At 72.1% G+C, this 23473-nt stretch carries 23 protein-coding genes and 1 tRNA gene; 15 read left to right on the plus strand and 9 right to left on the minus strand.

Features of this window, described 5'->3' with window-relative positions; translation table 11 throughout:
- The first annotated feature begins 36 nt into the window (after window positions 1-36).
- From hemC to KO353_RS07695, 6 genes are all read left to right on the plus strand, one after another.
- Window positions 37-1056: a hydroxymethylbilane synthase gene (gene hemC, locus KO353_RS07670; RefSeq protein ID WP_218287106.1), complete on the plus strand. Its 1020-nt coding sequence runs from the start codon at window positions 37-39 to the stop codon at window positions 1054-1056.
- A complete protein-coding gene (locus KO353_RS07675) occupies window positions 1053-1802 on the plus strand; it encodes a uroporphyrinogen-III synthase (RefSeq protein ID WP_218287107.1) in 750 nt (249 codons plus the stop codon). Before hemC ends, KO353_RS07675 begins: the two co-directional genes overlap by 4 nt.
- Window positions 1799-3253, plus strand: a complete 1455-nt coding sequence (locus KO353_RS07680) for a hypothetical protein (RefSeq protein ID WP_218287108.1) — start codon at window positions 1799-1801, stop codon at window positions 3251-3253. Before KO353_RS07675 ends, KO353_RS07680 begins: the two co-directional genes overlap by 4 nt.
- A 13-nt stretch (window positions 3254-3266) precedes the next feature.
- Entirely contained in the window at window positions 3267-4601 is a 1335-nt protein-coding gene (locus KO353_RS07685) for a heme biosynthesis HemY N-terminal domain-containing protein (protein ID WP_218287109.1), read from the plus strand.
- Window positions 4602-4611: 10 nt separating this feature from the next.
- On the plus strand, window positions 4612-5511 hold the full coding sequence (locus tag KO353_RS07690) for a division plane positioning ATPase MipZ (RefSeq protein WP_218287110.1): 900 nt from the start codon (window positions 4612-4614) through the stop codon (window positions 5509-5511).
- Window positions 5512-5530: 19 nt separating this feature from the next.
- Window positions 5531-5605 (plus strand) — tRNA-Thr (locus KO353_RS07695).
- A gap of 313 nt (window positions 5606-5918) precedes the next feature.
- Here KO353_RS07695 and mltA read toward each other — a convergent pair.
- Together mltA and KO353_RS07705 are read right to left on the minus strand one after the other, a co-directional pair.
- Window positions 5919-7100 carry a murein transglycosylase A gene (mltA, locus tag KO353_RS07700; protein WP_235692066.1) on the minus strand — a complete coding sequence of 394 codons (1182 nt, stop codon included), beginning with the start codon at window positions 7098-7100 and terminating at the stop codon, window positions 5919-5921.
- A 175-nt stretch (window positions 7101-7275) separates the two neighbouring features.
- Window positions 7276-7953 (minus strand): Tim44/TimA family putative adaptor protein, encoded by a 678-nt coding sequence (locus tag KO353_RS07705; RefSeq protein WP_218287111.1) that lies wholly within the window; start codon window positions 7951-7953, stop codon window positions 7276-7278.
- Window positions 7954-8060: 107 nt separating this feature from the next.
- On the opposite strand from KO353_RS07705, the gene KO353_RS07710 reads away from it, so the two are divergent.
- Window positions 8061-8618 (plus strand): histidine phosphatase family protein, encoded by a 558-nt coding sequence (locus KO353_RS07710; protein WP_218287112.1) that lies wholly within the window; start codon window positions 8061-8063, stop codon window positions 8616-8618.
- A 90-nt stretch (window positions 8619-8708) separates the two neighbouring features.
- On the opposite strand, the gene KO353_RS07715 is transcribed toward KO353_RS07710, so the two are convergent.
- Together KO353_RS07715 and KO353_RS07720 are read right to left on the minus strand one after the other, a co-directional pair.
- Complete coding sequence (locus KO353_RS07715) at window positions 8709-9464, minus strand: fumarylacetoacetate hydrolase family protein (RefSeq protein WP_218287113.1); 756 nt, start codon at window positions 9462-9464, stop codon at window positions 8709-8711.
- Window positions 9465-9493: 29 nt separating this feature from the next.
- A complete protein-coding gene (locus KO353_RS07720) occupies window positions 9494-10486 on the minus strand; it encodes a Bug family tripartite tricarboxylate transporter substrate binding protein (RefSeq protein WP_218287114.1) in 993 nt (330 codons plus the stop codon).
- Window positions 10487-10744: 258 nt separating this feature from the next.
- Here KO353_RS07720 and secB point away from each other — a divergent pair, with 258 nt between their 5' ends.
- A complete protein-coding gene (gene secB, locus KO353_RS07725) occupies window positions 10745-11251 on the plus strand; it encodes a protein-export chaperone SecB (protein ID WP_218287115.1) in 507 nt (168 codons plus the stop codon).
- A gap of 12 nt (window positions 11252-11263) precedes the next feature.
- Here the strand turns inward: secB and dnaQ are convergent, their stop codons facing one another.
- From dnaQ to hemE, 4 genes are read right to left on the minus strand one after another with little or no spacing between them, the layout of a single operon-like run.
- Window positions 11264-11965, minus strand: coding sequence for a DNA polymerase III subunit epsilon (gene dnaQ / locus KO353_RS07730; protein WP_407928217.1), 702 nt, complete (start codon window positions 11963-11965; stop codon window positions 11264-11266).
- Entirely contained in the window at window positions 11965-12555 is a 591-nt protein-coding gene (gene coaE / locus KO353_RS07735) for a dephospho-CoA kinase (RefSeq protein WP_218287116.1), read from the minus strand. The genes dnaQ and coaE overlap by 1 nt, the downstream gene beginning before the upstream one ends.
- Entirely contained in the window at window positions 12546-13454 is a 909-nt protein-coding gene (locus tag KO353_RS07740) for a shikimate dehydrogenase (protein ID WP_218287117.1), read from the minus strand. Before KO353_RS07740 ends, coaE begins: the two co-directional genes overlap by 10 nt.
- The gene (hemE, locus tag KO353_RS07745; RefSeq protein ID WP_235692067.1) at window positions 13447-14478 is read right to left on the minus strand and encodes a uroporphyrinogen decarboxylase; all 1032 of its coding nucleotides are present in this window, start codon (window positions 14476-14478) and stop codon (window positions 13447-13449) included. Before hemE ends, KO353_RS07740 begins: the two co-directional genes overlap by 8 nt.
- 370 nt (window positions 14479-14848) lie before the next feature.
- On the opposite strand from hemE, the gene KO353_RS07750 reads away from it, so the two are divergent.
- The 3 genes from KO353_RS07750 to KO353_RS07760 all read left to right on the plus strand — a co-directional run bounded on the left by KO353_RS07750 (window position 14849) and on the right by KO353_RS07760 (window position 18106).
- Complete coding sequence (locus KO353_RS07750; RefSeq protein ID WP_218287119.1) at window positions 14849-15706, plus strand: pyruvate, water dikinase regulatory protein; 858 nt, start codon at window positions 14849-14851, stop codon at window positions 15704-15706.
- Entirely contained in the window at window positions 15703-16323 is a 621-nt protein-coding gene (locus KO353_RS07755; protein WP_218287120.1) for a Maf family protein, read from the plus strand. Before KO353_RS07750 ends, KO353_RS07755 begins: the two co-directional genes overlap by 4 nt.
- A 151-nt stretch (window positions 16324-16474) precedes the next feature.
- A complete protein-coding gene (locus KO353_RS07760; RefSeq protein WP_218287121.1) occupies window positions 16475-18106 on the plus strand; it encodes a histidine kinase famiy protein in 1632 nt (543 codons plus the stop codon).
- 10 nt (window positions 18107-18116) lie between these two features.
- Here the strand turns inward: KO353_RS07760 and KO353_RS07765 are convergent, their stop codons facing one another.
- Complete coding sequence (locus tag KO353_RS07765; protein ID WP_218287122.1) at window positions 18117-18755, minus strand: transglycosylase SLT domain-containing protein; 639 nt, start codon at window positions 18753-18755, stop codon at window positions 18117-18119.
- Between the two features lie 266 nt (window positions 18756-19021).
- Between KO353_RS07765 and KO353_RS07770 the strand changes: the two genes are divergently transcribed.
- The 4 genes from KO353_RS07770 (at window position 19022) to rho (ending at window position 23285) form a co-directional block, all read left to right on the plus strand.
- Window positions 19022-19867 carry a nitroreductase family protein gene (locus KO353_RS07770; RefSeq protein ID WP_218287123.1) on the plus strand — a complete coding sequence of 282 codons (846 nt, stop codon included), beginning with the start codon at window positions 19022-19024 and terminating at the stop codon, window positions 19865-19867.
- Window positions 19868-19991: 124 nt separating this feature from the next.
- Window positions 19992-21161, plus strand: a complete 1170-nt coding sequence (gene hemH, locus KO353_RS07775; RefSeq protein ID WP_456236929.1) for a ferrochelatase — start codon at window positions 19992-19994, stop codon at window positions 21159-21161.
- Window positions 21162-21241: 80 nt separating this feature from the next.
- Window positions 21242-21694, plus strand: a complete 453-nt coding sequence (gene hemJ / locus KO353_RS07780) for a protoporphyrinogen oxidase HemJ (RefSeq protein ID WP_218287124.1) — start codon at window positions 21242-21244, stop codon at window positions 21692-21694.
- A gap of 304 nt (window positions 21695-21998) precedes the next feature.
- The gene (rho, locus tag KO353_RS07785) at window positions 21999-23285 is read left to right on the plus strand and encodes a transcription termination factor Rho (protein ID WP_218287125.1); all 1287 of its coding nucleotides are present in this window, start codon (window positions 21999-22001) and stop codon (window positions 23283-23285) included.
- Window positions 23286-23473: the final 188 nt, after the last annotated feature.

Below are 23473 nucleotides of genomic sequence, written 5' to 3' on the forward strand. Positions count from 1 at the left end.
TCTCTCCATGTGGGCGGCGTTGTAGGCAGCCGCGCCATGTCACGCCACCCCCTGCCGCCGGCGATCGGCCGGACGGCGCCGCACCCAACACCGAGGCGCGACCGCTCGCCGCTGCCCTTGCGCGTCGGCACCCGCGCTTCGCCGCTCGCGCTCATCCAGACCCGCGCCTTCATGGCCAGGCTGGTGGGCTTCTGCCCGGTGCTGCATGCGGCCGAGGCGTTCGAGGAGCACGCCATCACCACCTCGGGCGACCGGGTGCAGGACCGGGCGCTCGCCGAGATCGGCGGCAAGGGGCTGTTCGCGAAAGAGATCCACGAGGCGCTCGCGGACGGGCGGATCGACTTCGCGGTGCACTCGCTCAAGGACCTCGAGACGACGCTGCCCGAGGGGATCGTGCTCGCCTGCTGCATGACGCGCGAGGACGCCCGGGATGCGCTGGTGCTTGGGCCACGCTGCGGCGCGCCTGACCCCCAAGACCCCTTCGCGGCGATCCCCCCCGGCGCGACGGTCGGCACCGCTTCGGTCCGCCGCGCCGCGCAACTCCTCCACCGCCGCCCCGATCTCCGCCCCGCCCTTCTGCGCGGCAATGTCGGCACGCGGATCGCCAAGGTTCGGGCAGGCGAGGTGGATGCGACCTTCCTCGCCTATGCGGGGCTCCGCCGCCTCGGGCTCGAGCACGAGGCGGCGGCGGTGCTCGACCCCACCGTGATGGTCCCTGCCGCCGGGCAGGGGATCGTCGGCGTCACCGTTCGCGCCGCGGATGTCGAGCTGCGCGACCTGCTCTCCGGGATCGAGGACGCGGAGGCGGCCGCCGTCAGCCGCGCCGAGCGGGCGATGCTCGCCGCCCTCGACGGCTCCTGCCGTACCCCGATCGGCGGCCATGCCGAGATCGGCGCCGACGGGGCGCTGCATCTCACCGGCCTCGTTGCCCGGGCGGACGGGTCGTTCCTTCTTAAGCGCGCGATCTCGGGCGCGCCGTCAGAGGCCGAGGCGCTCGGCCGCACCCTCGGCGAGAGCCTCCGGCGCGATAGCCCCGCCGACATCTTCCTGCCGTGAGCCCCAGCGCCGGACGCCCGGACATCGTGATCGTCACCCGGCCAGAGCCGGACGCCTCGGCCACCGTCGAACGCCTCGCCGCGCTCGGCCATCGAGCGATCGCGGCGCCGCTCCTGCGCGTCGAGAGCCTTCCGGCCCGGCTGCCGCGGCCGGGCTCCGTGCAGGCTGTCCTGGTCGCGAGCCTCAACGCCGTGCGACGCCTTCCCGCCCGGTTCCGGGCGGTGCCGGTGCTCGCGGTGGGCGATGCGACGGCGGCGGCGGCGCGCGCTGCCGGGTTCCGCTCGGTCGCAAGCGCCAAGGGAGATGCGCGCGACCTCGCCGCGCTTGCCGCCGCGCGCTGCGACCCATCCGGGCCCCCGCTCCTGCTCGTGACCGCGCGCGGCGCCGGCGGGCCGCTTGCGGCCGATCTGCGCGCGCGGGGCTTCCGCGTGTTGCGGCGTGTGGCCTACACCACCCGCCCGCTGCGGCGGCTCGCCGCTCCGGCGCGGGCGGCGCTCGCGCGCGGCGAGGTGCGGGCGGTGGCGTTCTTCTCGGGCTCGGCGGCCACTGCGTTCGCGAGGGTCGCGCGGGCGGAGCGGCTCGCGCATACTCTCGGGGGGGTCACGGCGCTTGCGATCAGCCCCGCCGTCGCGGCGCGGCTCGCGCCGTTGGGGTTCGGCGCGGTTCTGACCGCATCGCACCCGGACCAGGACAGCCTGCTCGCGCTCCTGGGCAGGGGACGGAGATGGAGAGGGGGGCAGGCATGACGGAGGACAAGCGCGGCGGCGACGGCAAGCCCGCACGGCCGGCGGTTCCGTCGACCGGCGGCCCGGCGGAGCCGGGCAGCGCGCCAGCCGCGACGCCAAAGGCGACGGAAGGCGGGGACACGGCGTTGGCGACACCCGGCGCTTCGGCAGAGAGCGCGCCGAAGCCCGAGGCCAAGCCGGACGCCCCGAAGCCCGGGCCCAAGCCGGAGGCTCCGAAGCCGGAAGCGGGTCCTGGCGGCTCCCAGCCCGCAGCGGCGTCGGAGACGAGGCAAGGGGCGAAGCCGGCAGACGCGAGGCCCGCCACGCCGCCGGCCAAGCCGTCCGAGCCCGCTGCAGCGTCGGCCGCGAAGCCCGCTGCAAGAGCCGACGCTTCGGCCGCGCCCCCGCCCGCCCAGGCGGACGCCGCCAAGCCGGCCTCCGCGCTGGGCAGCACGCTGCCGCTCTGGATCGCGGTCGCCGGTCTCGCCCTCGTTGTGCTCTGGCTCCTGATCGACCATCCCGCCCTCCCCACCGGGCCTGACCCGGCTCTTGCCGCTCTCGAGCGCCGGATCGCGGCGCTCGAGCAGCGCCCCGCCCCGGCCCCTCCCCCGCCCGCGCCCGACCCGCGCATCGGCGCTCTCGAGTCCCGGCTCGCCGCCCTCGAGGCGCGTCCTGCGCCCACCCCGCCCCCTCCGCCGCCGCCTGTCGATCAGGAGGCGCGAGCGGCGATCACCGCCCTCTCGCAGCGGCTTGCGGCGCTCGAGAACCGCCCCCTGCCGCCCGCCCCCGAAGGCTCCCCGGCCGATGCCGAAGCGCGCGCCGCCATCGCCTCGCTCCAGGCACGCCTCTCCGCCCTCGAGGCGCGGCCGGCCCCGCCGCCTCCGCCGCCATCGGTCGATCAGGAGGCGCGCGCTGCCCTCGCCGCTTTGCAGGGACGGGTCCAGGCCCTCGAGGCGCGCCCCGTGGCGCCCGACCAGAGCGCCGCCCTCGCCGCGCTCGAGGCGAGGCTTGCCGCTCTCGGCGGTGTCACCGCCCTGCTTGAGCAGGGCAGGCCGCTCGGCGGGGCGCTCGCCCAGCTGCCGGCCGGAACCGCGGTCCCGCCCGCTCTCGCCGCCTTCGCCGAGCGCCCGCCACCCACCCTCGCCGAGCTCCGCCTCGCCTTTCCCGAGGCGGCGCGCGCGGCGCGCGAGGCGGCGGATGCCGAAGCCGAGGACGCCTGGAGCCGGGCCGCCGCACGGCTCTCGAGCCTGATCACCGTGCGCAAGGGAGACGAGGTTCTGATCGGCCACCCCGTGGCGCAGACCCTCGCCCGGATCGAACGGTCGCTCGAGGCGGGCGACGTCGCCGGAGCGGTGGCTGCCGCCGACGCGCTCACGGGAGGGGCAAGGGAGGCCATCGCGCCGTGGCGCGCACGTGCCGAGGCGCTGATCGCCGCGCGCGCGGCGATCGCCGAGCTCGCCCGAAGCCGCTGAGGGCACCTTTCGGATGCGCCTCTCCCTCCGGATCCTGCTCGTCCTCGCCCTCGCCGTCCTGGTCGCGTTCCTGTTCCGGGCGTTCCCGGGCGCGATCTCGATCGCTTTCGGACCCTATCTCGTCGAGCTTCCGGTGTGGCTCGGCGCGCTCGCTCTCGCCCTCCTCCTGCTCGTGGCGATGTGGGCGGCGCGCCTCCTCGTGCGCATGCGCTGGCGGCTCTCCCGCCGCGGCGCGGCGCGGGCGGAAGCCCGACGCGCAGCAGGAGACGGGGCGATCGTCTCGGCGCTCGCGGCGCTCGCGGCCGGCGACGGCGCGGCGGCGGCGCGTGACCTCAGACGCGCGCGCCATGCGCTCGGCGAGACGCCGCTTCTGCTCCTCCTCGAGGGCCATGCCGCACGGGTGCGCGGCGACGAGGCGGCGGCGAAACGCGCCTTCGCGCGGCTTTCGGAGATCGGGCCGCCCGGGGCCTTCCTCGGCCATCGCGGCCTCGCCGCTCTCGCCCTCGAGCGGGGTGACCGTGACGAGGCCGCCGCCGCCGGCCGTGCCGCCCTGGCGCTCAGGCCGGAGGCCGCCTGGGCCAAGGCGCTCGTGTTCGACGATGCCGCCCGCCGCGGCGACTGGGCCGGGGCGCTTGCTCTCCTGCCCAAGGCGCGCAAGGGAACGGAGGAGGCGAGGCGCCGGGCCGTGCTTCTGCTCGGCGCCGCTGCCGAGGAGCAGGACCTGAAGGCAGCGCTCAGGATGGCCGAGGAGGCGGTGGAGCTCGCGCCCGGGCTTGCGCCCGCGCACGCGCTCCGGGTGAAGCTGCTCGAGGCCCTGGGCGAGCGTCGTCGCGCCCAGGCCGCTCTCGAGCGCGGCATCCTCTCGGGCGCCCATCCGATGCTTGCGGAACTCGCCCTCGCCCCGCGCCCGGGCGAGGACGCGGCCGCGCGTGCCCGGCGCGCCGAGGCGCTCGCTGCGCATGCGCGCGGCCAGGGCGAAGCGGAACTGATGGCGGCGATCGCCGCGAAGGAGGCCGGGTTGTGGGCCAAGGCGCGCCGGCATGTGGCTCTGGCCCAGGCCGCCGGGGTGGATGACAGGCGCACCTTCCTGCTGCTCGCCGAGATCGCCACGGGCGAGTCAGGGGGCACCGAAGCCGGGCGGGCGGAAGCGGCGCAGCATCTGCGCGAGGCCTCCGCCGCGAGGCCCGAACCGGCCTGGTGGTGCTCGTCCTGCGGGGCGCGGCACGAACAGTGGGCGGCGGTCTGCCCCTCCTGCGGCGCGGTGGCGACGCTCGCCTGGGGAACCGCACCGGCGCAGCCGGGCGAGCGGAAGCCGCTTCTCCTCCCCGCACCGGTGCCAGGGCTTTGAGAGGGGCGCGATGGCAAGGCTTGGGGTCGAACAACGCGCGCACGTGATCGTCTTCGGAAACGAGAAGGGTGGGTCGGGCAAATCGACGGCGGCGATGCACGTGATCGTGGCGCTCGCGCGGGAGGGATACCGCGTCGGCGCGATCGATCTCGACGTGCGCCAGGCGACGCTGTCACGCCACCTCGAGGCGCGTGCCGCCTTCGCCGCCCGAAAGGGCATTCCGCTGCCTCTGCCGGAGCTGCGCTCCGTGCCCGCCTCCTCGGCCGACCGTCGCGCCGACGCCGAAGCCGAGGAGGAGCGGGCGCTCGGCGAGGCGCTTGCCGCGCTCTCCCCCGGCAACGACTTCGTGGTGATCGACTGTCCCGGCGCCGACACCCATCTCTCGCGCCTTGCCCATGCGCGGGCGGATACGCTGATCACGCCGATCAACGACAGTTTCGTCGATTTCTCGATGCTCGCGCGGGTGGACCCGGAGAACCACGCGGTGGTGAGCCCCTCGGTCTACAGCGAGATGGTGTGGGAGGCGCGCAAGGCCCGGTTCCGGCGCGATCGCGGCCGGCTCGACTGGATCGTGATGCGCAACCGGCTCGGCGCGGCCGAGGCGCGGAACAAGAAGGATGTCGGCGCCACGCTCGAGATCCTCGCGCGCCGGATCGGCTTCCGAACGGTTCGTGGCTTCGGCGAACGGGTGATCTTTCGCGAGCTCTACCTGCAGGGGCTGACGCTGATGGATGTGAAGGAGGCGGGCATCGGCATCGCCTTCTCGATGAGCCATGTGGCGGCGCGGCAGGAGGTGCGCAGCCTCGTGGCCGCGATCCGCAAGGGGCCGCCCGGGGATGTGTGGCGCCTTGGCGCCGCGGGGGCGTCGTCCGGCCCGGGAAGCCTTGCACCGGCCGACGACGCGGCGTAGAAGGCCGCGCATCAGGCGGGCCGACATAGCTCAGCGGTAGAGCAACTGATTCGTAATCAGTAGGTCCTCGGTTCAAATCCGAGTGTCGGCACCAGCCGCTGCGGCGCGGGCCTAGAATGGCGCGGCCCGACGCCCGGCGGCGGGCTGGGCAACAGGACATGCCGTCGGCCGGGTTTGGCCGCCGTGGCCCGGCACGGTCGAGTGCCGCGAGCCCGCTCATCACGGCACGTCGTCGGCGGTTGGACTGCGCTCCTGGCGCGATAACAGCCGTTCGGATGGCGTGTACTGCACTCCGGGTTGGAGGCCGCGCAAGACGAGAGCAGATCGCATACGGCTGGAAACAGCCGTAGGCGTGAAGATGCTCGCAAGATAAGGCCAGAGCGGTTTCCACTCATCTGGAAACCGCTCTAGCGCCCGACGGTTGCAGGCAGCAGAAGCCACCAGGCGCCGCGGCCGCGCATCCGCCCCGCCGCCTCTCCGGCCGCCTCGCCCCAGCCCCAGAACACGTCGCCGCGCACCGGCCCCCGAACCGCTCCCCCGACATCCTGCGCCATCAGCGCCCGACGCCAGGGCTGCCCCGTCAGCGGGTGCGGCACGTCAATGAACACGGGAATGCCGAGCGGGATGAACGACCGGTCCACCGCGATCGAGCGCTCGGGGGTGAGCGGCACGCCAAAGGCGCCCGGCGGCCCCTCGTTCGGGGCAAGGCCGCGGATCTCGCGAAAGAAGACGTAGGACGGGTTCGCGTCCATCACCGCCGCCGCCTCGCCCGGGTTGGCGGCGAGCCAGGCGCGGATCGCCTGCATGCTCACCTCCTCCGCCCGCATCACCCCGCGCTCGACCAGAACGCGCCCGATCGGAACGTAAGGATGGCCGTTCTGGGCGGCGAAGCCGACGCGGGCGACCCCGCCTTCGGCGAGGTTCACCCGGCCCGAGCCCTGGACCTGAAGGAAGAACGCATCCACCGGGTCGTCGACCCAGAGGAGCTCGAGCCGGCGCCCATCAAGCGCGCCGCGGACGATCTCCGCCCGAGTGGCATAGGGGACGAGCCGGCCCTGCTCCACACGCCCGGCCGTGCGACGGCCGCGCAGGTCCTCGGCGAACTCGCCGAGATCGACCAGCACGAGGTCGGGCGGGCGCGTGTGCAGCGGCACCGAGCCCGGGCGTCGGCTCCGGCTGCCCGACACCTCGGGCTCGTAGTAGCCGGTGAACAGGCCAAAGGGGTCGGGCTGCGCCCCGCCGACGTTCTGCGCAAGCCAGGGCCGGAACCGGCGCTCGAGGAAGGCGCGTACCGCCGCATCATCGCCCGGGGGCAGGGTCGCGGCCTCGGCGCACAGCGGCAGCCAATCAGCCACGCGCCCGGCGAGGGCCTGGGCCGGCTCGGCGCCGCCGAGCGGACGGTCAGGCGGAAGAGCGGCGAAGCGCCGGCAGCTCTCGGCGAAGGCGGGAAGGAGCTCGGCGTGACGCTCCTCCGCCCAGCCTGGAAGCCTCTCGAAGGTCCAGGGGACGAGGCCGAGCTTGTCCGGGGGCGCGGGCGGGGTGGGAACGGGAACGGCGATGCAGCCGGCGAGCAGGAGCGCTGCCGACACGACTGCCCCGCGAAGCGCACGGCCCGCGCCTCGGAACGGCGCGGCGGATCGTCCCAGAACTGGCTCTCCCACACCGCCTCTATGGCATGGACAGGACCGCACGACCACCCCCGCCGCGACAACCAGTTTCGGGCCGCCGCTTGAGCCGAGACGCCGCCCGGCCCCCGCCGCGCCGTCACTCCGAGCGCGTGGCGACCAGAAGCCAGGTCGGGTCGGCGGCGTTGAGATCGCGCGCGAAGGTCCAGATGTCGATCGTCTCCGTCACCGCCTCGGAGCCGGCGACGAGAACGCCGCCAGGACCTGTGGTGATGTTGATCTGGTCGGTGACGAAGCGGACGCCGATCGTGGCGTAGGTGCCGCGGAGGTCGGCCTCGACGATCGCGCTCTCGCGCATCGCCACGACCTCGGTGCGCTGCGTCTCGCCCGCCTGCTCGCGCGCGGCGATCGCGGCGGTGAAATCGGCGAACACATCGGGGCTGAGCAGGCCGCGCAGCGTCTCGCGGTCGCCCGCGGCGAAGGCGGTGACGATCATCCGGAAGGCGCTCTCCGCCCCGTCGAGGAAGGCGTTCGGGTCGAAGGACGGATCGACGCTTCGGATCCGGGCGAGCGCCTGGCCGGGCGGGCTTGCCGGGGCGGGCAGCCGGCGCGCCGGGCCGCCGAGGGCGCGCGGCTCGGCCGCCTCCTCGGCCGTGGTGTCGATGGTGCGCGCCGCCTCGCCGGGGGCCTGCGGCTCGAGCGGCGCGGGCGGTCGCTCGAAGCCGGTGCGGCGGCCGAGGATGCTGCGAAGCCGCAGCACCAGGAAAGCCGCGACCATCGCGAACAGGATCAGGTCAACCGGGAAGCCGCCGCTCATGATCCGACACATAAGGGACGGTCGGGGAGGGCACAAGGAGAGACTGGCCGCGCTCTCGCACGCGCCCCTCTTGCCCGGGCCCACTCGCGGCGCTACCTCGGCGGCGCATGATCCTGCTCAGACACGGACAATCCGAGTTCAACGCGGCGTTCTCCGCCACCCGGATCGACCCCGGCATCCCCGACCCGAAACTCACCGAGCTCGGCCGCGCTCAGGCGGCGGCGGCGGCGGAGGCGCTCGCAGGCGAGCGGCTCGCGCGGATCATCGCCTCGCCGTTTACCCGCGCTCTCGAGACGGCGGCGATCATCGCCGCGCGGCTTGAGCTTCCGATCATCGTCAACCCGATCGTGCGCGAGCGCTGCGCCTTCCACTGCGACATCGGCACGCCCGCCTCCGTGCTCGCCCGCACCTGGCCCGAGCTCGACTTCTCGCATCTCGACGAGCAGTGGTGGCCCACGCTCGAGGAGAGCGAGGCGGAGACGGAGGCGCGCGCGGCCGCTTTCCGCGCTGAGATGGCCGCGCTGCCCGACTGGAACGACACGCTCGTCGTCACGCATTGGGGGTTCATCCTCTGCATGACGGGAGAGCGGCTCCAGAACGGCGAGTGGCGTCGCGTCGACCCGAGGCTGCCCGGGCCGGCGGAGGTTCCCTGGCTCAGGGCGTGAACGACGCCCGCCCGCCGGAGGGGGCGACCCCGCGCGCTCGCGCCACCGCGGCGCCCACCCCCGCCCGGGGCGCCGCGGCCGGCCCCGGAGCTACTCCGCCGCGCGTGCCGCCGCGCCGGCCGGAGCGTAGGCCAGCTTCACCTCGCCGATGCCCTCGATCCAGCCCTCGAGCACATCGCCGGGGCCGACCGCAGCGACGCCTGCGGGCGTGCCGGTCATGATCAGGTCGCCCGGCGCGAGTGTGACGAGCCGCGAGAGGTAGGCGATCGTCTCGGGAACGCTCCAGATCTGCTGGGCGAGGTCGCCCATCTGACGCACCACGCCGTTCACCTTGAGCCCGATCGTGCCCTTCGCCGGGTGACCGATCCGCTCGGCGGGGACGAGCGCGCCCATCGGGGCGGAGTGGTCGAACGCCTTGCCCATCTCCCACGGCCGCTGCAGCTTCTTCGCCTCGGCCTGGAGGTCGCGACGCGTCATGTCGAGCCCGACCGTGTAGCCCCACACGCAGGCGAGCGCCTCTGCCTCCGGGATGTCGGCCCCGCCACGGCCGAGCGCGACGACGAGCTCGACCTCGTGGTGCAGGTCCTTCGTCGCCGGCGGATAGGGGAGCGTGGCCCCCGAGGGGACGATCGCATCGGCAGGCTTGGCGAAGAAGAACGGCGGCTCGCGATTCGGGTCATGCCCCATCTCGCGCGCATGCTCGGCATAGTTCCTGCCCACGCACCAGATCCGGCGCACCGGGAAAAGGGCCGCCTCGCGCTCGCTCCGCTCGCTGCCGGCGGCGGACGGGTCGGGAGCGACGAGAAGGGCGGGCTGGGGAGGAGGGGGGATCACGTAGCTCGGCATGGTCGGTCCTTGTTCCGCTCGGTGATGGGTCAGTAGAGCGTGATGGCGGTGCGCCGCATCACTGCCCGCCAGCGCGCCGCATCCGACCGGATGGTCGCGGCGAGGGCGGCTGCCTCGACCGGCCAGATCTCGTTGCCCGACCGCGCCAGCCGCTCCGCCACACCTGGCCGGGCAAGAGCGCGCCTGAGCGCCGCCCGAAGCGCGGCGAGGATCGGCTCGGGCGTGGCGGCAGGGGCGAACAGCGCGATCCAGGAGGCGTAGTCGTAGCCCGCCACACCCTGCTCGGCCAGCGTCGGGACGTCCGGAAAGGCGGGCGAGCGGCGGGCGCCGCCGAAGCCGATCAGGCGGATCGTCCCTGAGCCGAGATGGGGCAGCAGGAGAGTCTGCGAGATGAACATCGAATCCACCGCCCCGCGGGCGAGCTCCGCCGCCGCCTCCGTGGCGCCGCGATAGCTGACGTGTCGGAGCGTGACATCGGCGAGCACCATGAAGAGCTCGGTCGCGAGGTGTTGCGGGCTGCCCAGGCCCCCCGAGGCGTAGGTAGCCACCCCGCCCCTCGTTCTTGCCCAGGCGATGAACTCGGGCACCGTGCGCGCGGGAACGGAGGCATGCACGCCGAGGAAGGTCGGGATCGTGGCGATGCCGCCTACGGGGACGAAGTCGCGCTGCGGGTCGAATGGCGTCGGGCTCGCACCCGATGGCAGGACGGTCATGATCGCGTTGTTGAGAGCGGCGAGGGTGTGGCCATCCGGTGCGGCCCGGGCGGCGAGGCTCGCGCCGACGCGGCCCGCCTCGCCGAGCACGTTCTTGACCGCGAAGGACTGCCCGAGCTCGACCTCCATCACCTCGAGGACGATCCGCACCGCGGCATCGGAGGCGGAGCCGGGCTGGAGCGGCACGATCACCGTCACCGGCCGCGCGGGCCAGGACGGCTGTGCGGCGGCCCGGAGCGGCGCCCCGAGAGAAACCACAGCGCCGAGAACCTGCCGGCGGGATGGCATGCGCGCGCGCAACCTCGTCACCTCGAATCTCGGCTCCGGGCCCGAGGCCCAGGAGCCTCCAGCCGCCCGCTTCTGGGCAGCACGACTTTCGCGGTCAACCCATGTGCGGCGCAACCCTCGCGTGCACTCGGCCGAGGCCGTCTCGGCCCGAGGCAGACGGGAACGGAGGGGCGGGGTCGCGGCCGGCTTCCCGCCAGGCGTCATCGCTTCGCCCGTGACGGCGGCGGCGCCGCGTGCTAGCGGGCGTCGAACACGGCGCCACGGCATGAGGACTTCGCGATGACAGACACTCGCGGCAACGGTTCGGGCACGCCCGGCAGCGGGCAGGGCGGCGGCCAGGTTCCCGGGATCGCGATCAACATCCAGTACGTGAAGGATCTCTCCTTCGAGATCCCCGGCGCCCCGGACATCTACCTCCAGATACGCCAGCCGCCACAGATGCAGGTGAACCTCGACGTCAACGCGCGCCGGCTTGCCGCCGAGAACGCCTACGAGGTGGTGCTCTCGATCCGCGCCGAGGCGAAGGCGGAGGAGAAGGTCGCCTTCATCATCGAGCTCGACTACGCGGCGGTGTTCACGCTGACGGCGATCCCGCAGGAGATGCTCGAGCCCGTCCTGCTCGTCGAGGCGCCGCGGCTGATCTTCCCCTTCGCGCGGTCGATCATCGCCGACGTCACGCGCGAGAGCGGCTTCCCCGCCGTTCTGTTGCAGCCGATCGACTTCCTCGCCCTGTGGCAGAGCCGGCGCGGCCAGGCCGCCGCCCCGCCGCCTGCGGCGAACGCCTGAGCCGGGCGGGCGTTACGCCTCGCCGGCAGGCGCCGCAGCGTCGAGGCGAGTCCAGATCGGGTCCTTGACGAAGCGGGCGAGGAAGGCGGCGTGCGCCTCCGCCTCCTCCGCCGTCACGGTCACGCGCCGCTGCGTTCGGGCCACCACCTCCGTCCGCGACGCCGCCCGCGACGCGGCCGGTGTCACAAGACCCAAGGCCGGCTGCCGGCCGCCGATGAGCTCGAGATACACCTCGGCCAGCAGCTTGCAGTCGAGCAGCGCGTTGTGGGTCGTGCGCTGGCTGAGGTCGATGTCAAAGCGGCGGCAGAGCGCATCGAGGCTCGCCGGCAGGCCCGGATATTTTCGGCGGGCGAGAGCGGCCGTATCGACCATCCGCGCACGGTCGAGCGGCGGCAGCGCAAGCCGTGCGAACTCGGCATCGAGGAAGGCGAAGTCGAACGGAGCGTTGTGGGCGACGATCGGGTCCTCGCCGAGGAAGTCGAGCAGCTGATCGACAATCTCGGCGAAGGCCGGCTTGCCGATCAGGCTCGCGCGGCTGATGCCGTGCACGCGCTCGGCATCTGGCTCGATGTCGCGCCCCGGGTCGACGAAGGCATGGAAATGCCGCCCCGTCGGCACATGGTTCCTCAGTTCGAGGCAGCAGACCTCGATGATCCGATGCCCGGCCTCCGGCTCGAGCCCGGTCGTCTCGGTGTCGAGCACGACCTCGCGCATCAGCCGCCGAGCAGGGAAGGAAGGGCGCGCCGAAGCCGCGCTTGGGCGAAGTGGCGCGACAGCCCCGTCGGGATCACGCAATCAGCGCGACGCCGGCGCTCGGCGTCGGGCATCTGCCGCGCGAGGATCGCCGCGAGGCGTTCTGCCGTCATTCCAGGACGTGCGAGCACCCGGGCACGCTGCACCGGGCGCGGGGCCGAGACCACCACAACCCTGTCGAGCCGGCGGTCCGCCCCGGTCTCGAACAGGAGCGGGATGTCGAGCACGGCGGCGCGGGCACGGCGCCGTCGGCAGAGGGCGAGGAACCGCGCCTGGTCCCGCCGCACGAGCGGGTGCACCAAGGCCTCGAGACGCGCAAGCAGGGACGGGTCGGCGAGCACAGCTTGGCGGAGCACGGAACGGTCCACCGCCCCGTCGCGCACCGCCTCCGGAACGAGCGCCGCGACGGCCGCAACCGCGGCCCCGCCGCGGCCGTAGAGAGCGTGCACCGCCCGGTCGGCATCGTGGACGGGGATCCGCGCCCGCGCGAAGATCTTCGCGATCGTCGTCTTGCCCATGCCGATGCCCCCCGTCAGCCCGATCACCCGCATGGCGCGCGGTGCTCCGAAGGCGCCTCGTCCGGAATGTCGCCGGCGACGAAATCGGCGAGCGCCTCGTCCACCACCGGGGTGACGCCGAACCACAGCGCGAAGCCCACACTTGCCTGATGCAGGAGCATCGGCAGCCCGCCCATGGTGCGGTGGCCGCGCGCACGCGCCGCGGCGATCAGAGCCGTGGTCCGGGGGACGTAGACGAGATCGGCCACCACGGCTTGCGGCGGAAGCGCCTCGAGCGGCAGAGCGAGTGGCGGCTGGCCGAGCATCCCGAGGCTCGTGGTGTTGACGACGAGCGCCGCACGCCCAAGCGGGCCGGGGTCGCCCCACGAGCCGGTCGTCACCCGGGGCCCGAGAGCGGCCGCGAGCGCCTCGGCCCGACCAGGCGTTCGGTTGACGACGACTACCTCCGGACAGCCCGCCTTGAGCAGGGCGGCGGCGACCGCACGCGCGCCCCCGCCCGCGCCGAAGAGCACGGCCGGCCCCTCGGCGGGGGCGAAATCCGGAACGGTCTGCGCGAGCCCGGCGATGAACCCCGCCCCGTCGCTGTTGAGGCCGACGATCGCGCCGTCCGCCTCGAACACGAGCGTGTTCACAGCCCCGGCACACCGCGCGCTCTCCTCGAGCCGGTCGCAGGCCGCGACCACTGCCTCCTTGTGCGGAATCGTCACGTTGCCGCCGCGGAAGCCGAGATCGCGCAGCGACCGCACCGCGATGACGAGGTTCTCGGGCCGGACGGGAAGCGGCACATAGGCACCGTCGATCCCGTAGCGGTCGAGCCAGAACCCGTGCAGGCGCGGGCTTCGGCTGTGCGACACCGGCCAGCCGATGATGCCGGCGAGCCTCGACGTGCCGGACAGGACGCGCGGGCCTGCCCCCGCCCCGTGCTCAGCCATGGCCACGCACGAGAGCGATCAGCTCGGCGACATGCTCGGGCGGCGTCTCGGGCACCACGCCGTGGCCGAGATTGAAGATCCAAGCGCGATCCCCGATCGCCTCGAGCAGGGCCTCCGTCTCCTCGCGCAGCGCCTCGCCGCCCGCGACCAGGGCGAGCGGGTCGAGATTGCCCTGAAGCGTGACCGTGCGCGGCAGGGCGCGCGCCGCCCAAGCCGGCGGAACGGCGGTGTCGAGGCCGACCGCATCGACTCCCGCCCCTTCGGCATAGGCGACGAGGCTTCCCCCCGCCTGGCGGGGAAAGCCGATCAGCCGCACCTGAGGAAAGCGGGCCTTCAGCGCGGCCGCGATCCGTGCGGTCGGGACGATCACGTGACGGTCGAACATCGCGGGCGAAAGGACACCCGCCCAGCTGTCGAACAGCATTAGCGCCTCGGCGCCGGCCTCCGCCTGGGCCGAAAGATAGGCGATCGTCGCCTCCACGAGCCGGTCCATCAACGCCTCGAACAGGGCAGGGTCGCCATACATCAGACGCTTGGCGTGGGCGAAGTCGCGCGAGCCGCCGCCCTCGGCCATGTAGGCGGCGACCGTGAACGGGGCGCCGGCGAAGCCGATCAGGGCCACCTCGGGAGGGAGAGCCGCGCGCACTTGGCGCACCGTCTCGCTCACCGGTGCCGCGACCTCGAGAGCGCGCGCCGCGTCGAGCCGGTCGAGCTGCGCGCGCGTCGCAAGACGCTCGAGCACCGGCCCCTCTCCCGCCTCGAACCGGACCGGATGGCCGAGAGCGTGGGGGAGAACGAGAATGTCGGCGAACAGGATCGCGGCATCGGGGCGGAAGCGCCGCACCGGCTGGAGCGTGGCCTCGGCCGCGAGCTCGGGCGAGAGGCAGAAGCCGAGGAAATCCGGCGCGCGTGCCCGAAGCGCGCGATATTCGGGAAGGTAGCGCCCTGCCTGCCGCATCAGCCAAAGCGGCGGGGGCCGTACCGGCTCGCCGGCAAGGGCGGCGAGCAGGGGCTTGAGGCGCATAGCTCCGTCCATCGTCTCTCCCGCGATCGGCTCCCGGTCACTCTCCCCCGAGAGAAAACAAAAGGAAAGGTGACGGAGTCGGTTGGTCCTGTGGAGATCGAGGATCACCGTTCTCCAGGTCAGACGGGCAGCGTTTTTCCACACGAGGAGCGCGCCGCAACCGGCGGTTGTCAAAGCGATAGATCCGCTTTCCCACATGCGCGAGGTGAGCCGCCGCGGGAGATCCGATCGGTTGCTGTCGCTTGCCTCTGGCAGCATGGCGGGTCACGGTACCGGCCGCCAGCCTGCGCCGAGGGCGGGTTGTCCCGGCGATCCACATCGATCCACAGAAGCTTGCGGCGAGGCGGCGCGTGCTATTGGGTGGCGGGCGATGCGCGATCGGATCGACCTCCATCTCGTCTCTGATGCGACCGGCGAGACGCTGAACTCGCTCGCGCGCGGCTGCCTGTCGCAGTTCGAGGGGGTGACGGCGGTGCAGCACCGCTGGCCGCTGATCCGCTCCCGTTTCCAGCTCGACCGCGTCCTGGCCGGGATCGAGCAGGAACCCGGGCCGGTTCTGTTCACGCTGACCGACCGGTCGCTCCGCGCCGAGCTCGAAGCGTTCTGTTCCCGACTCGGCCTTCCCTATGTGTCGGTGCTCGACCCGACGCTCGACATGCTCACCGAGTATGTCGGCGCGAAGGTCGCCGGTAAGCCGGGCCGGCAATACGTGATGGACGCCGACTATTTCCGTCGCATCGATGCGATGCATTACGTGCTTGCGCATGACGACGGCCAGGGCGAGGCCGGGATCGCCGAGGCCGATGTGATCCTCGTCGGCGTCTCCCGCTCTTCGAAGACGCCGACCTGCTTCTACCTCGCCAACCGGGGGATCAAGGCGGCCAACATCCCGCTCGTGCCGGGGGTGGAGCCGCCGAAGGTGCTCGACAACCCGCCCGCGCCGGTGATCGGGCTGACGATCGATGCCGCGGCGTTGATCGAGATACGCCGCCACCGGCTGCGCATGATCGGGGCCGAGGGCGTGCGCAGCGCCGAGAACGCCTACATCGACGCCGAGGCGGTGAAGGCCGAGCTCCTTGCGGCACGCAGGCTCTGCGCCGCGCGCGGCTGGCCGATGGTGGATGTCACGCGCCGGTCGATCGAGGAGACGGCGACGACGGTGATCCAGCTGATGGAGGCGTGGCACGCCCGCAGGCGCGAGGCGGACAAGCCGGGCGCGTCGACATGAGCGGGGTGCTTCAGGACCCGGGCGTCCCGCTCGTGCTCGCCTCGACCTCGGCGACGCGCGCGGCACTCCTGCGCTCGGCAGGTCTTGCGTTCACCACCGCTGCTCCAGGGGTGGACGAGGAGAGCGTGAAGGAGTCGGCGCGCGCCGACGGGCTCAGCGCGTCCGATGCCGCTCTCCTGCTCGCTGAGCTCAAAGCGCGTCGGATCAGCGAGCGCGTGCCGCAGGCGGTGGTGATCGGCGCCGACCAGATCCTCGTCTGCGGGGGGAGGTGGTTCGACAAGCCTCGGGACCGGGCGGCGGCGGCGGCCCAGCTCGCCGCCCTCTCCGGCCGGCGGCACGAGCTCGTCACCGCCGTGCTCGTGATGCGCGGCGGGGTGGTGCTGTGGCGGCATGTCGCGACACCGCGCCTCACCATGCGCCCGCTCACGGCGGCGACCATCTCAGCCTATCTCGACGCCGCCGGCGAGGCGGTTCTCCGCTCGGTCGGCGCCTACCAAGCGGAGGGGCTCGGCATACGACTGTTCGACGCGATCGAGGGCGAGCACGCGGCGATCCTCGGCCTGCCGCTTCTGCCGTTGCTCGGCTTCCTGCGCCAGCACCGTGTTCTGACTGATTGAGACTGGCGAGGTGCTGCAACCTTCGCGCGAACGTCGCTTGACAGGTTGCACGGGCTTTAGGTTATTTTTCCTAGGACTTTAGACCTATAACATGCCGAGCGGCCATGGTGGCGGCCGTCTTGCCCTCTGCGAGGAAGGAGTGTGCCGCCCGATGCACCCCCTGAAGGCGTCGCGCGACAGCAACGAGGAGAGTGGCCTACAGGCTTCCGTCCAGGCCGGCGACGAGGAGCTGTTCTTCGAGTCTGTCCGGGTGACGCGGGTTCCGATGCTGGTGACGGACCCGAACCAGGACGACAACCCGATCGTCTTCGCCAACGAGGCCTTCCTCAAGGCCACGGGCTATAGCGCGGCGGAGGTGGTCGGGCGGAACTGCCGGTTCCTGCAAGGCCCCGAGACAGACCACAGGACGGTCGCGCGGCTTGCCCGCGCGATCGCCGACCGGCGCGTCGTCTCGGCCGAGATCCTGAACTACCGCAAGGACGGCACCGCCTTCTGGAACGCGCTCTTCATCGCCCCGCTCGTCGACCGTTCGGGCAGGCTTCGCTATTTTTTCTCGAGCCAGCTCGACGTCTCGCGCCGCCACGACGCCGAGGAGGCCTTGCGCCAGGCGCGGAAGATGGAGGCGCTCGGCCATCTCTCGGGCGCGATCGCGCACGACTTCAACAATCTCCTGCAGGTGATCTCGGGCTATCTCGACACGCTGAAGGCGAAGCTCGCCGGGGAGCACGACCCCGGCATCGTGGAGGCGCTCGGCACGATCGCCGCCGCTGCCGATCGCGGCGCGACGCTGACGCGCCACCTGCTCGCCTTCGCCCGCAAGCAGAGGCTCGAGGCGCGGGTGGTCAACCTCAACGCCCTGGTCGAAAGCCTTCGGCCGATGATCGCGCAAGCCGTCGGGCCGAGGATCAAGGTGGAGACGACGCTCGCGCGGGACCTCTGGAACACGCGGCTCGATCCGGTCCAGGCGGAGATGGCCATCCTCAACCTGCTCCTCAATGCCCGCGATGCCATGCCGAAAGGCGGGCGTGTGGTGATCCGCACCGAGAACCGCCGGATCGAGCCCGGTGCCTCGCCCCCCGCCCCGATCGATCTTCCGGACGGCGCCTATGCCACGCTCAGCATCACCGACACCGGCATTGGCATGCCGCCCGAGATTCTCGCCCATGCGCTTGATCCGTTCTTCACCACCAAGGAGGCGGGCCGTGGCACGGGGCTCGGCCTGTCGATGGCCTACGCGTTCATGCGCCAGAGCCAGGGCGGGCTTGCGCTCGCGAGCGAGGAGGGGCGTGGCACCACCGTGACGCTCTACTTTCCGGCAACCGAGCAGGAGCCGGCGGCGCGCTGCGCCCCGGCGTCGTCGCCGGGCGAAGCCCGGCTGCGCGGCAGTGAGACAATCCTCGTGGTGGAGGACCAGCCAGACATCGCCGCCCTCGCCGAAGCCATCCTCTCGGGCAGCGGCTATCGGGTGGTCACGGCGGCGACGGCGGACGATGCGCTTGCCCTCATCGATCGCGGGGCGAGGGTCGATCTCCTGTTCTCGGATCTGATCATGCCGGGCGCGATGAACGGGGTGATGCTCGCGCGGGAGGCGCGGCGCCGGCTGCCCGGGCTGAGGGTTCTGCTCGCCACCGGCTTCGCCGCTGAACTCGCCGGGCAGGAGGGCATGCCGGCGGGCGAGTTCGAGGTTCTCGCCAAGCCCTATCGCCGTGCCGAGCTGCTCGGCCGCGTGCGCGAGATCCTCGATCGGCCACCCGACTCAACCGGCCCCGTGGGCCGCGGCTGAGCTCAGCGTTTCACGGCAGCGCCGCGACCGCCTCCGGCCCGCGGGCGCGCGCCGCCACCGCCACCGCCTTGGCACGCGCTGCGCTGGTCTCCGCCTGGCGGCACCCTTCCGGGCCGAGACCCCGCGCGGCGGGATGCCCGAGCGCGTCGAGGCTTGCGGCCACGCGGCAACGCTGACGCCGCGCCGCGGTACTTCCCACTCCCGCTCCGGCGTAGCGGGCCACCGCCACACCCCAATCCCCGGCCGCAGCGGCGGCGTGGCGGGCGAGCAGACGCCCCGCGACCAGGGCGGAGGCCCAGGGGTCGAACACCAGGCCCGGGTCGCGGCGCGCATGCAGGCTCAGTGTGAGCTGGAAGCAGCCTCCTGCCGCCCCGGCACCGCTGTTGCGGGCGAGGCGCAGGGCCTCGTCCCGAGTCGGCGGATAGAGCGATCGGGCCGGCGTTCCGATCGCGTAGGGATGCGCCGTGCTCTCGACGACGGCGAGCGCCGCAAGCACGCCCGGTGGCAGGCCGAGCGTCGCCTCCGCTTCGGCGGCAGCGGCGAGACAGGCCCGCGCGAGGCCACGGGCCGCATCGCGCCCCGCTGAGGCGGAGGGTGGTTCGGGAAGTGGATCGGCAGACGCGGCTGCCCCGAAGGCCAGACTGCCCACCAGGACAGTCAGTGTCCGTGCAAGACTTTCGCAAATTCTGTTCATGGCCCTGCCTAGCCCGGCAGACAAGAACTGTACAGCGCGGAACGATCCCGTGTGTGTGAGCGCCTGTCACTTTCAGCCTGACAGGCAGGATTTGTGGCGGGAATGGGGCGACTTTACCGCTTGTCTCGGGAAGAGGATGATCCCTTTCACGCTTGCCAGCCCCGTCGCGGCGCACGAGCATCCCCCTCCTGCGGGCACGGGGAGGCAGCATGGCGTAGGGAGTGACGACGCTTCGGCAGCGGCTTGCGGCCGATCTCGCCGTGCGCTTCGGCGAGCCGGTCGCGGTGCCCGAGGGGGTGTCGGAGGAGGGGCTCATCGCCCTCGCCCGGCTTGCCGGACGTGCCTCGAACCGGCGCTTCTGGCCTGAGCCGGTCGATCCCGCCCTGGTGCGGCTCGTCTGCGCCGCCGCTCTCTCCGCTCCGTCGAAATCCGACCTGCAGCAGGCCGACATCGTCCTTGTCACCGATCCGGCGAAGCGCGCCGCGATCGAGGCGTGGCTTCCCGGCAACCCCTGGGTAAAGAGGGCGCCCGTCCTGCTCGTCGTCTGCGCCAACAACGCCCGGCAGCGGGCGATCCACGCGCTGCGCGGCCATCCCTTCGCCAACGATCATCTCGACGCCTTCTTCAACGCCACCTTCGATGCCGGGATTTTGCTCGGCGCGCTGATCCTCGCTGCCGAGGCGGTGGGGCTCGCCACCTGCCCGATCAGCGCGATCCGCGACGAGGCAGGCAAGGTGTCGGACCTCCTCGCCCTGGCGCGTCATGTCTTTTCCTGCGCCGGGCTTGCCCTCGGCTGGCCCGACGGTCGGGCGCCGATCAGCCCGCGCCTGCCGCTATCGCTCACCCTGCGCGAGAACACCCATGCCGGGGCGGAGGTGGCGGAGGCGATTGCCGCCTATGACGTCTATCGCGAACGCCTCCGCCCGCATCCTCGGCAGCGCGACGTCGGGCGTTTCGGCGAGGTCCATCCCTATGGCTGGTCGGAGGACAAGGCGCGGCAGTATGCGAGCCCGCAGCGGGTGGAGTTCGGCGCCTTCATCCGCGAGCGCGGCTTTCGGCTCGACTAGGGCCTGTCACGCGATCGCGAGGTCTTTGGTCGGCCCCTGCGGTTGACCCTCCACGACGGCCCTGGCATGGCTTCCCGCCGCCCCCACCTCTGGGCCAGGATCGCGGAAGAGGATCACGGGTGAGATGGATGTGATGACGGCTGCCCAGGCGGCGGCGGAGGCGGAGCGCAAGGCCGGCGGGCGCGCCCGCAAGGCAGGGGCACGCAAGCCCCGCCTCGCCGTGGTCCTGTTCAACCTCGGCGGGCCGGACAAGCCGGAGAGCGTTCGCCCCTTCCTCTACAACCTGTTCGTCGACCCGGCGATCATCCGCGTGCCCGCCCCCTTCCGCCAGCTGCTCGCGGCGCTGATCACCTGGCGTCGGACGCCGATCGCCGCCGAGAATTATGCCGTGCTCGGCGGCAAGAGCCCGCTCCTCGAGTTGACCGAGGCTCAGGCTGCCGCTCTTGCCGCCGCGCTCTCGGACGAGCTCGACGTGAAGGTCTTCGTCTGCATGCGCTACTGGCACCCGATGTCGGACGAGGTGGCGCGCGCGGTTCGCGCCTGGGGGCCGGACGAGGTGGTTCTGCTTCCCCTCTATCCGCAGTTCTCCACCACCACCACCGGCTCCTCGCTCGATGCCTGGCGCGAGGCGGCGACCCGGGCGGGGCTCGTGGCGCCGACGCGCACCCTCTGCTGCTACCATTCCGACCCGGGCTTCGTCGCCGCCACCGCGGCGATGGTCCGCGAGAGCTACCTCAAGGCGCGCGCGGAGCTCGACCCGGCCATCTCCTTGCGCGTTCTCTTCTCCGCCCACGGTCTGCCCGAGAGCATCGTCCAGAAGGGCGACCCCTACCAGTGGCAGGTGGAGAAGACGGTCGCCGCCGTGGTGGAGGCGATGGGGATCCCTGGGCTCGACCATGTCGTCTGCTACCAGTCGCGGGTCACGCCGCAGAAGTGGATCGGCCCCTCGACGGAGGAGGAGCTCAAGCGTGCGGGGGCGGACAAGGTGGCGGTGCTCGTCGTGCCGATCGCCTTCGTGTCTGAGCATTCCGAGACGCTCGTCGAGCTCGACATCGAGTACCGCGAGGAGGCGGCGGAGTTCGGCGTTCCCGCCTATTTCCGCTCGCCCGCGCAGAACAGCGATCCGGGCTTCATCGCCGCTCTTGCCGACCTGGTGCGCCATGCGCGCGCCGGCGAGCGAAGCCTCTGCTCCTTCCGCGGCCCGCGCACCTGCCCGCGCTCGGCGAAGGACTGCCCGCACGCGCGACGCGGCTACGCCACCGCCGGCCGGGTGATGGCGGAGGCGGAGGACTGACGCGCGCCGCGGTGTTGCTCTCCCCGGCAAGGCCTCGCCGCGGAGGCGACGCACCTTCCCCTCGCTGATCGAAAACGCCGATGACGATCGACGCTCTCGCCGCCATCTACCCTTGGGTGAAATCGCTGCACGTGATCTCGGTGATCGCGTGGATGGCGGCGCTTCTCTATCTGCCGCGCCTGTTCGTCTACCACTGCGAGGTCGCGCCGGGCTCAGCCGAGAGCGAGCGCTTCAAGGTGATGGAGTATCGGCTCTCGCGCTACATCGCGACCCCGGCGTCGATCGCGTCCTGGCTGTTCGGAACGCTGCTCGTTCTTACCCCGGGCGTGGTCGCCTGGGCCTCCGGCTGGTGGCACCTCAAGATGGCCGGCATCATCGCGCTCACGGGCGTGCACCATGTGATGCTCGCCCGCCGGCGGGATTTCCTGCATGACCGCAACCGCCGGCCGCAGCGCTATTTCCGGATCCTGAACGAGGTGCCGACCGCGGCGATGGTGGTGATCGTCGTGATGGTGATCGCCCGCCCGTTCTGAGGCCGCTGAGGTGCCGTCCCTCGCGCGGCAGGGTTGTGATTGACGCCACCGCCCGCTTTCCTTAAACGAGAGGGTGTTCCGCGCAGCGGCCGCTTGCCGCCGCTTTCCCCGTGTGGGCGGGTCTCGCGAACATCGGCCGGTGCCTTGCCGGGGCGGCAGGCAGGGTCATCTTCAGTCGTGAAGCGGGTCCGTTCGGGCGAGGCGGGCATTCGCGCGCGGCAGGCGACCTCTCCCCGAACCGCGCGCGGCCGGCCTCCGCCATCCGTGCCGCACCCTCTCCCCTCGTTCCGGGCAGCTGAGACAGATGCACCTCGCCGAACTCAAGGCAAAGAGCCCCGCAGACCTCCTCGCTCTCGCCGAGAGCCTCAACATCGAGAACGCCTCGACCCTGCGCAAGCAGGACATGATGTTCGCGATCCTCAAGTCGCTCGCGGACAACGACCAGCCGATCCACGGCGACGGTGTGCTCGAGATCCTGCCTGACGGATTCGGCTTCCTCCGTTCCCCCCAGGCGAACTACCTGCCGGGGCCCGACGACATCTATGTGAGCCCCTCGCAGGTGCGTCGCTTCGGCCTGCGCACCGGCGACACGGTCGAGGGGCAGATCCGCGCGCCGAAGGACGGCGAGCGCTACTTCGCCCTCGTCAAGGTCAACCAGATCAACTTCGAAAGCCCCGAGGCGGTGCGGCACCGGATCAACTTCGACAACCTCACCCCGCTCTACCCCGACCGGCGGCTGAAGATGGAGGTCGAAGCGCAAGGCGCGGCCAAGGAGGGCGTGCAGAAGGGTGTGCAGAAGGACTACACGCCCCGCGTGCTCGACCTGATCTGCCCGATCGGCAAGGGCCAGCGCTGCCTGATCGTCGCGCCGCCGCGCACCGGCAAGACGGTGATGCTGCAGAACATCGCCTCCTCGATCGCGGCGAACCACCCCGAGGTCTACCTGATCGTTCTCCTGATCGACGAGCGCCCGGAGGAGGTGACCGACATGGCGCGGACGGTGCGCGGCGAGGTCGTCTCCTCGACCTTCGACGAACCCGCGACACGGCACGTCCAGGTGGCGGAGATGGTGATCGAGAAGGCGAAGCGCCTCGTCGAGCACAAGAAGGATGTGGTGATCCTGCTCGACTCGATCACCCGTCTCGCCCGCGCCTACAACACTGTCGTCCCCTCCTCCGGCAAGGTGCTGACGGGCGGTGTGGACGCGAACGCTCTGCAGCGGCCGAAGCGCTTCTTCGGCGCGGCGCGGAACATTGAGGAGGGCGGGTCGCTCACCATCATCGCGACCGCGCTCATCGACACCGGCAGCCGGATGGACGAGGTGATCTTCGAAGAGTTCAAGGGCACCGGCAACAGCGAGATCATTCTCGACCGGAAACTTTCCGACAAACGCACGTTCCCGGCGATCGACATCACGAAGTCGGGCACCCGCAAGGAGGAGCTGCTCGTCGATCGCGGCACGCTTGCCAAGATGTGGGTGCTGCGCCGGATCCTGATGCCGATGGGCCCGCAGGACGCGATGGACTTCCTGCTCGACAAGCTGAAGTACTCGAAGACGAACCAGGACTTCTTCGATGCCATGAACACCTGAGGCGTGCTCATGGCATCGCCGTTCCGGTTGTCTGCTCCGCAGGCGGGGGCGATCAACACCTGATGTCGCCTGTGACGTGGCGGGCCCAAGGCAGCGTGGTGAGAGTGGTCACCCCGGTGCGGTGACGTGATGGCGCCGGGCGAGGAGGCCGCGCGTTCAGGTCCTGGGGCGTTGCGCGATGGGCGGCC

The sequence above is a fragment of the Elioraea tepida genome, assembly GCF_019203965.1.
Lineage (GTDB): Bacteria > Pseudomonadota > Alphaproteobacteria > Acetobacterales > Acetobacteraceae > Elioraea_A > Elioraea_A tepida.

Coding starts and splice junctions, on each gene's coding strand:
- KO353_RS07680 (WP_218287108.1), top strand. CDS start 1,799: ATGACGGAGGACAAGCGCGGCGGCGACGGCAAGCCCGCACGGCCGGCG.
- rho (WP_218287125.1), top strand. CDS start 21,999: ATGCACCTCGCCGAACTCAAGGCAAAGAGCCCCGCAGACCTCCTCGCT.
- KO353_RS07750 (WP_218287119.1), top strand. CDS start 14,849: ATGCGCGATCGGATCGACCTCCATCTCGTCTCTGATGCGACCGGCGAG.
- hemJ (WP_218287124.1), top strand. CDS start 21,242: ATGACGATCGACGCTCTCGCCGCCATCTACCCTTGGGTGAAATCGCTG.
- hemC (WP_218287106.1), top strand. CDS start 37: ATGTCACGCCACCCCCTGCCGCCGGCGATCGGCCGGACGGCGCCGCAC.
- KO353_RS07685 (WP_218287109.1), top strand. CDS start 3,267: ATGCGCCTCTCCCTCCGGATCCTGCTCGTCCTCGCCCTCGCCGTCCTG.
- hemH (WP_456236929.1), top strand. CDS start 19,992: ATGGATGTGATGACGGCTGCCCAGGCGGCGGCGGAGGCGGAGCGCAAG.
- KO353_RS07690 (WP_218287110.1), top strand. CDS start 4,612: ATGGCAAGGCTTGGGGTCGAACAACGCGCGCACGTGATCGTCTTCGGA.
- hemE (WP_235692067.1), bottom strand. CDS start 14,478: ATGCGCCTCAAGCCCCTGCTCGCCGCCCTTGCCGGCGAGCCGGTACGG.
- KO353_RS07755 (WP_218287120.1), top strand. CDS start 15,703: ATGAGCGGGGTGCTTCAGGACCCGGGCGTCCCGCTCGTGCTCGCCTCG.
- secB (WP_218287115.1), top strand. CDS start 10,745: ATGACAGACACTCGCGGCAACGGTTCGGGCACGCCCGGCAGCGGGCAG.
- KO353_RS07710 (WP_218287112.1), top strand. CDS start 8,061: ATGATCCTGCTCAGACACGGACAATCCGAGTTCAACGCGGCGTTCTCC.
- KO353_RS07715 (WP_218287113.1), bottom strand. CDS start 9,464: ATGCCGAGCTACGTGATCCCCCCTCCTCCCCAGCCCGCCCTTCTCGTC.
- KO353_RS07760 (WP_218287121.1), top strand. CDS start 16,475: ATGCACCCCCTGAAGGCGTCGCGCGACAGCAACGAGGAGAGTGGCCTA.
- dnaQ (WP_407928217.1), bottom strand. CDS start 11,965: ATGCGCGAGGTCGTGCTCGACACCGAGACGACCGGGCTCGAGCCGGAG.
- KO353_RS07740 (WP_218287117.1), bottom strand. CDS start 13,454: ATGGCTGAGCACGGGGCGGGGGCAGGCCCGCGCGTCCTGTCCGGCACG.
- KO353_RS07705 (WP_218287111.1), bottom strand. CDS start 7,953: ATGAGCGGCGGCTTCCCGGTTGACCTGATCCTGTTCGCGATGGTCGCG.
- coaE (WP_218287116.1), bottom strand. CDS start 12,555: ATGCGGGTGATCGGGCTGACGGGGGGCATCGGCATGGGCAAGACGACG.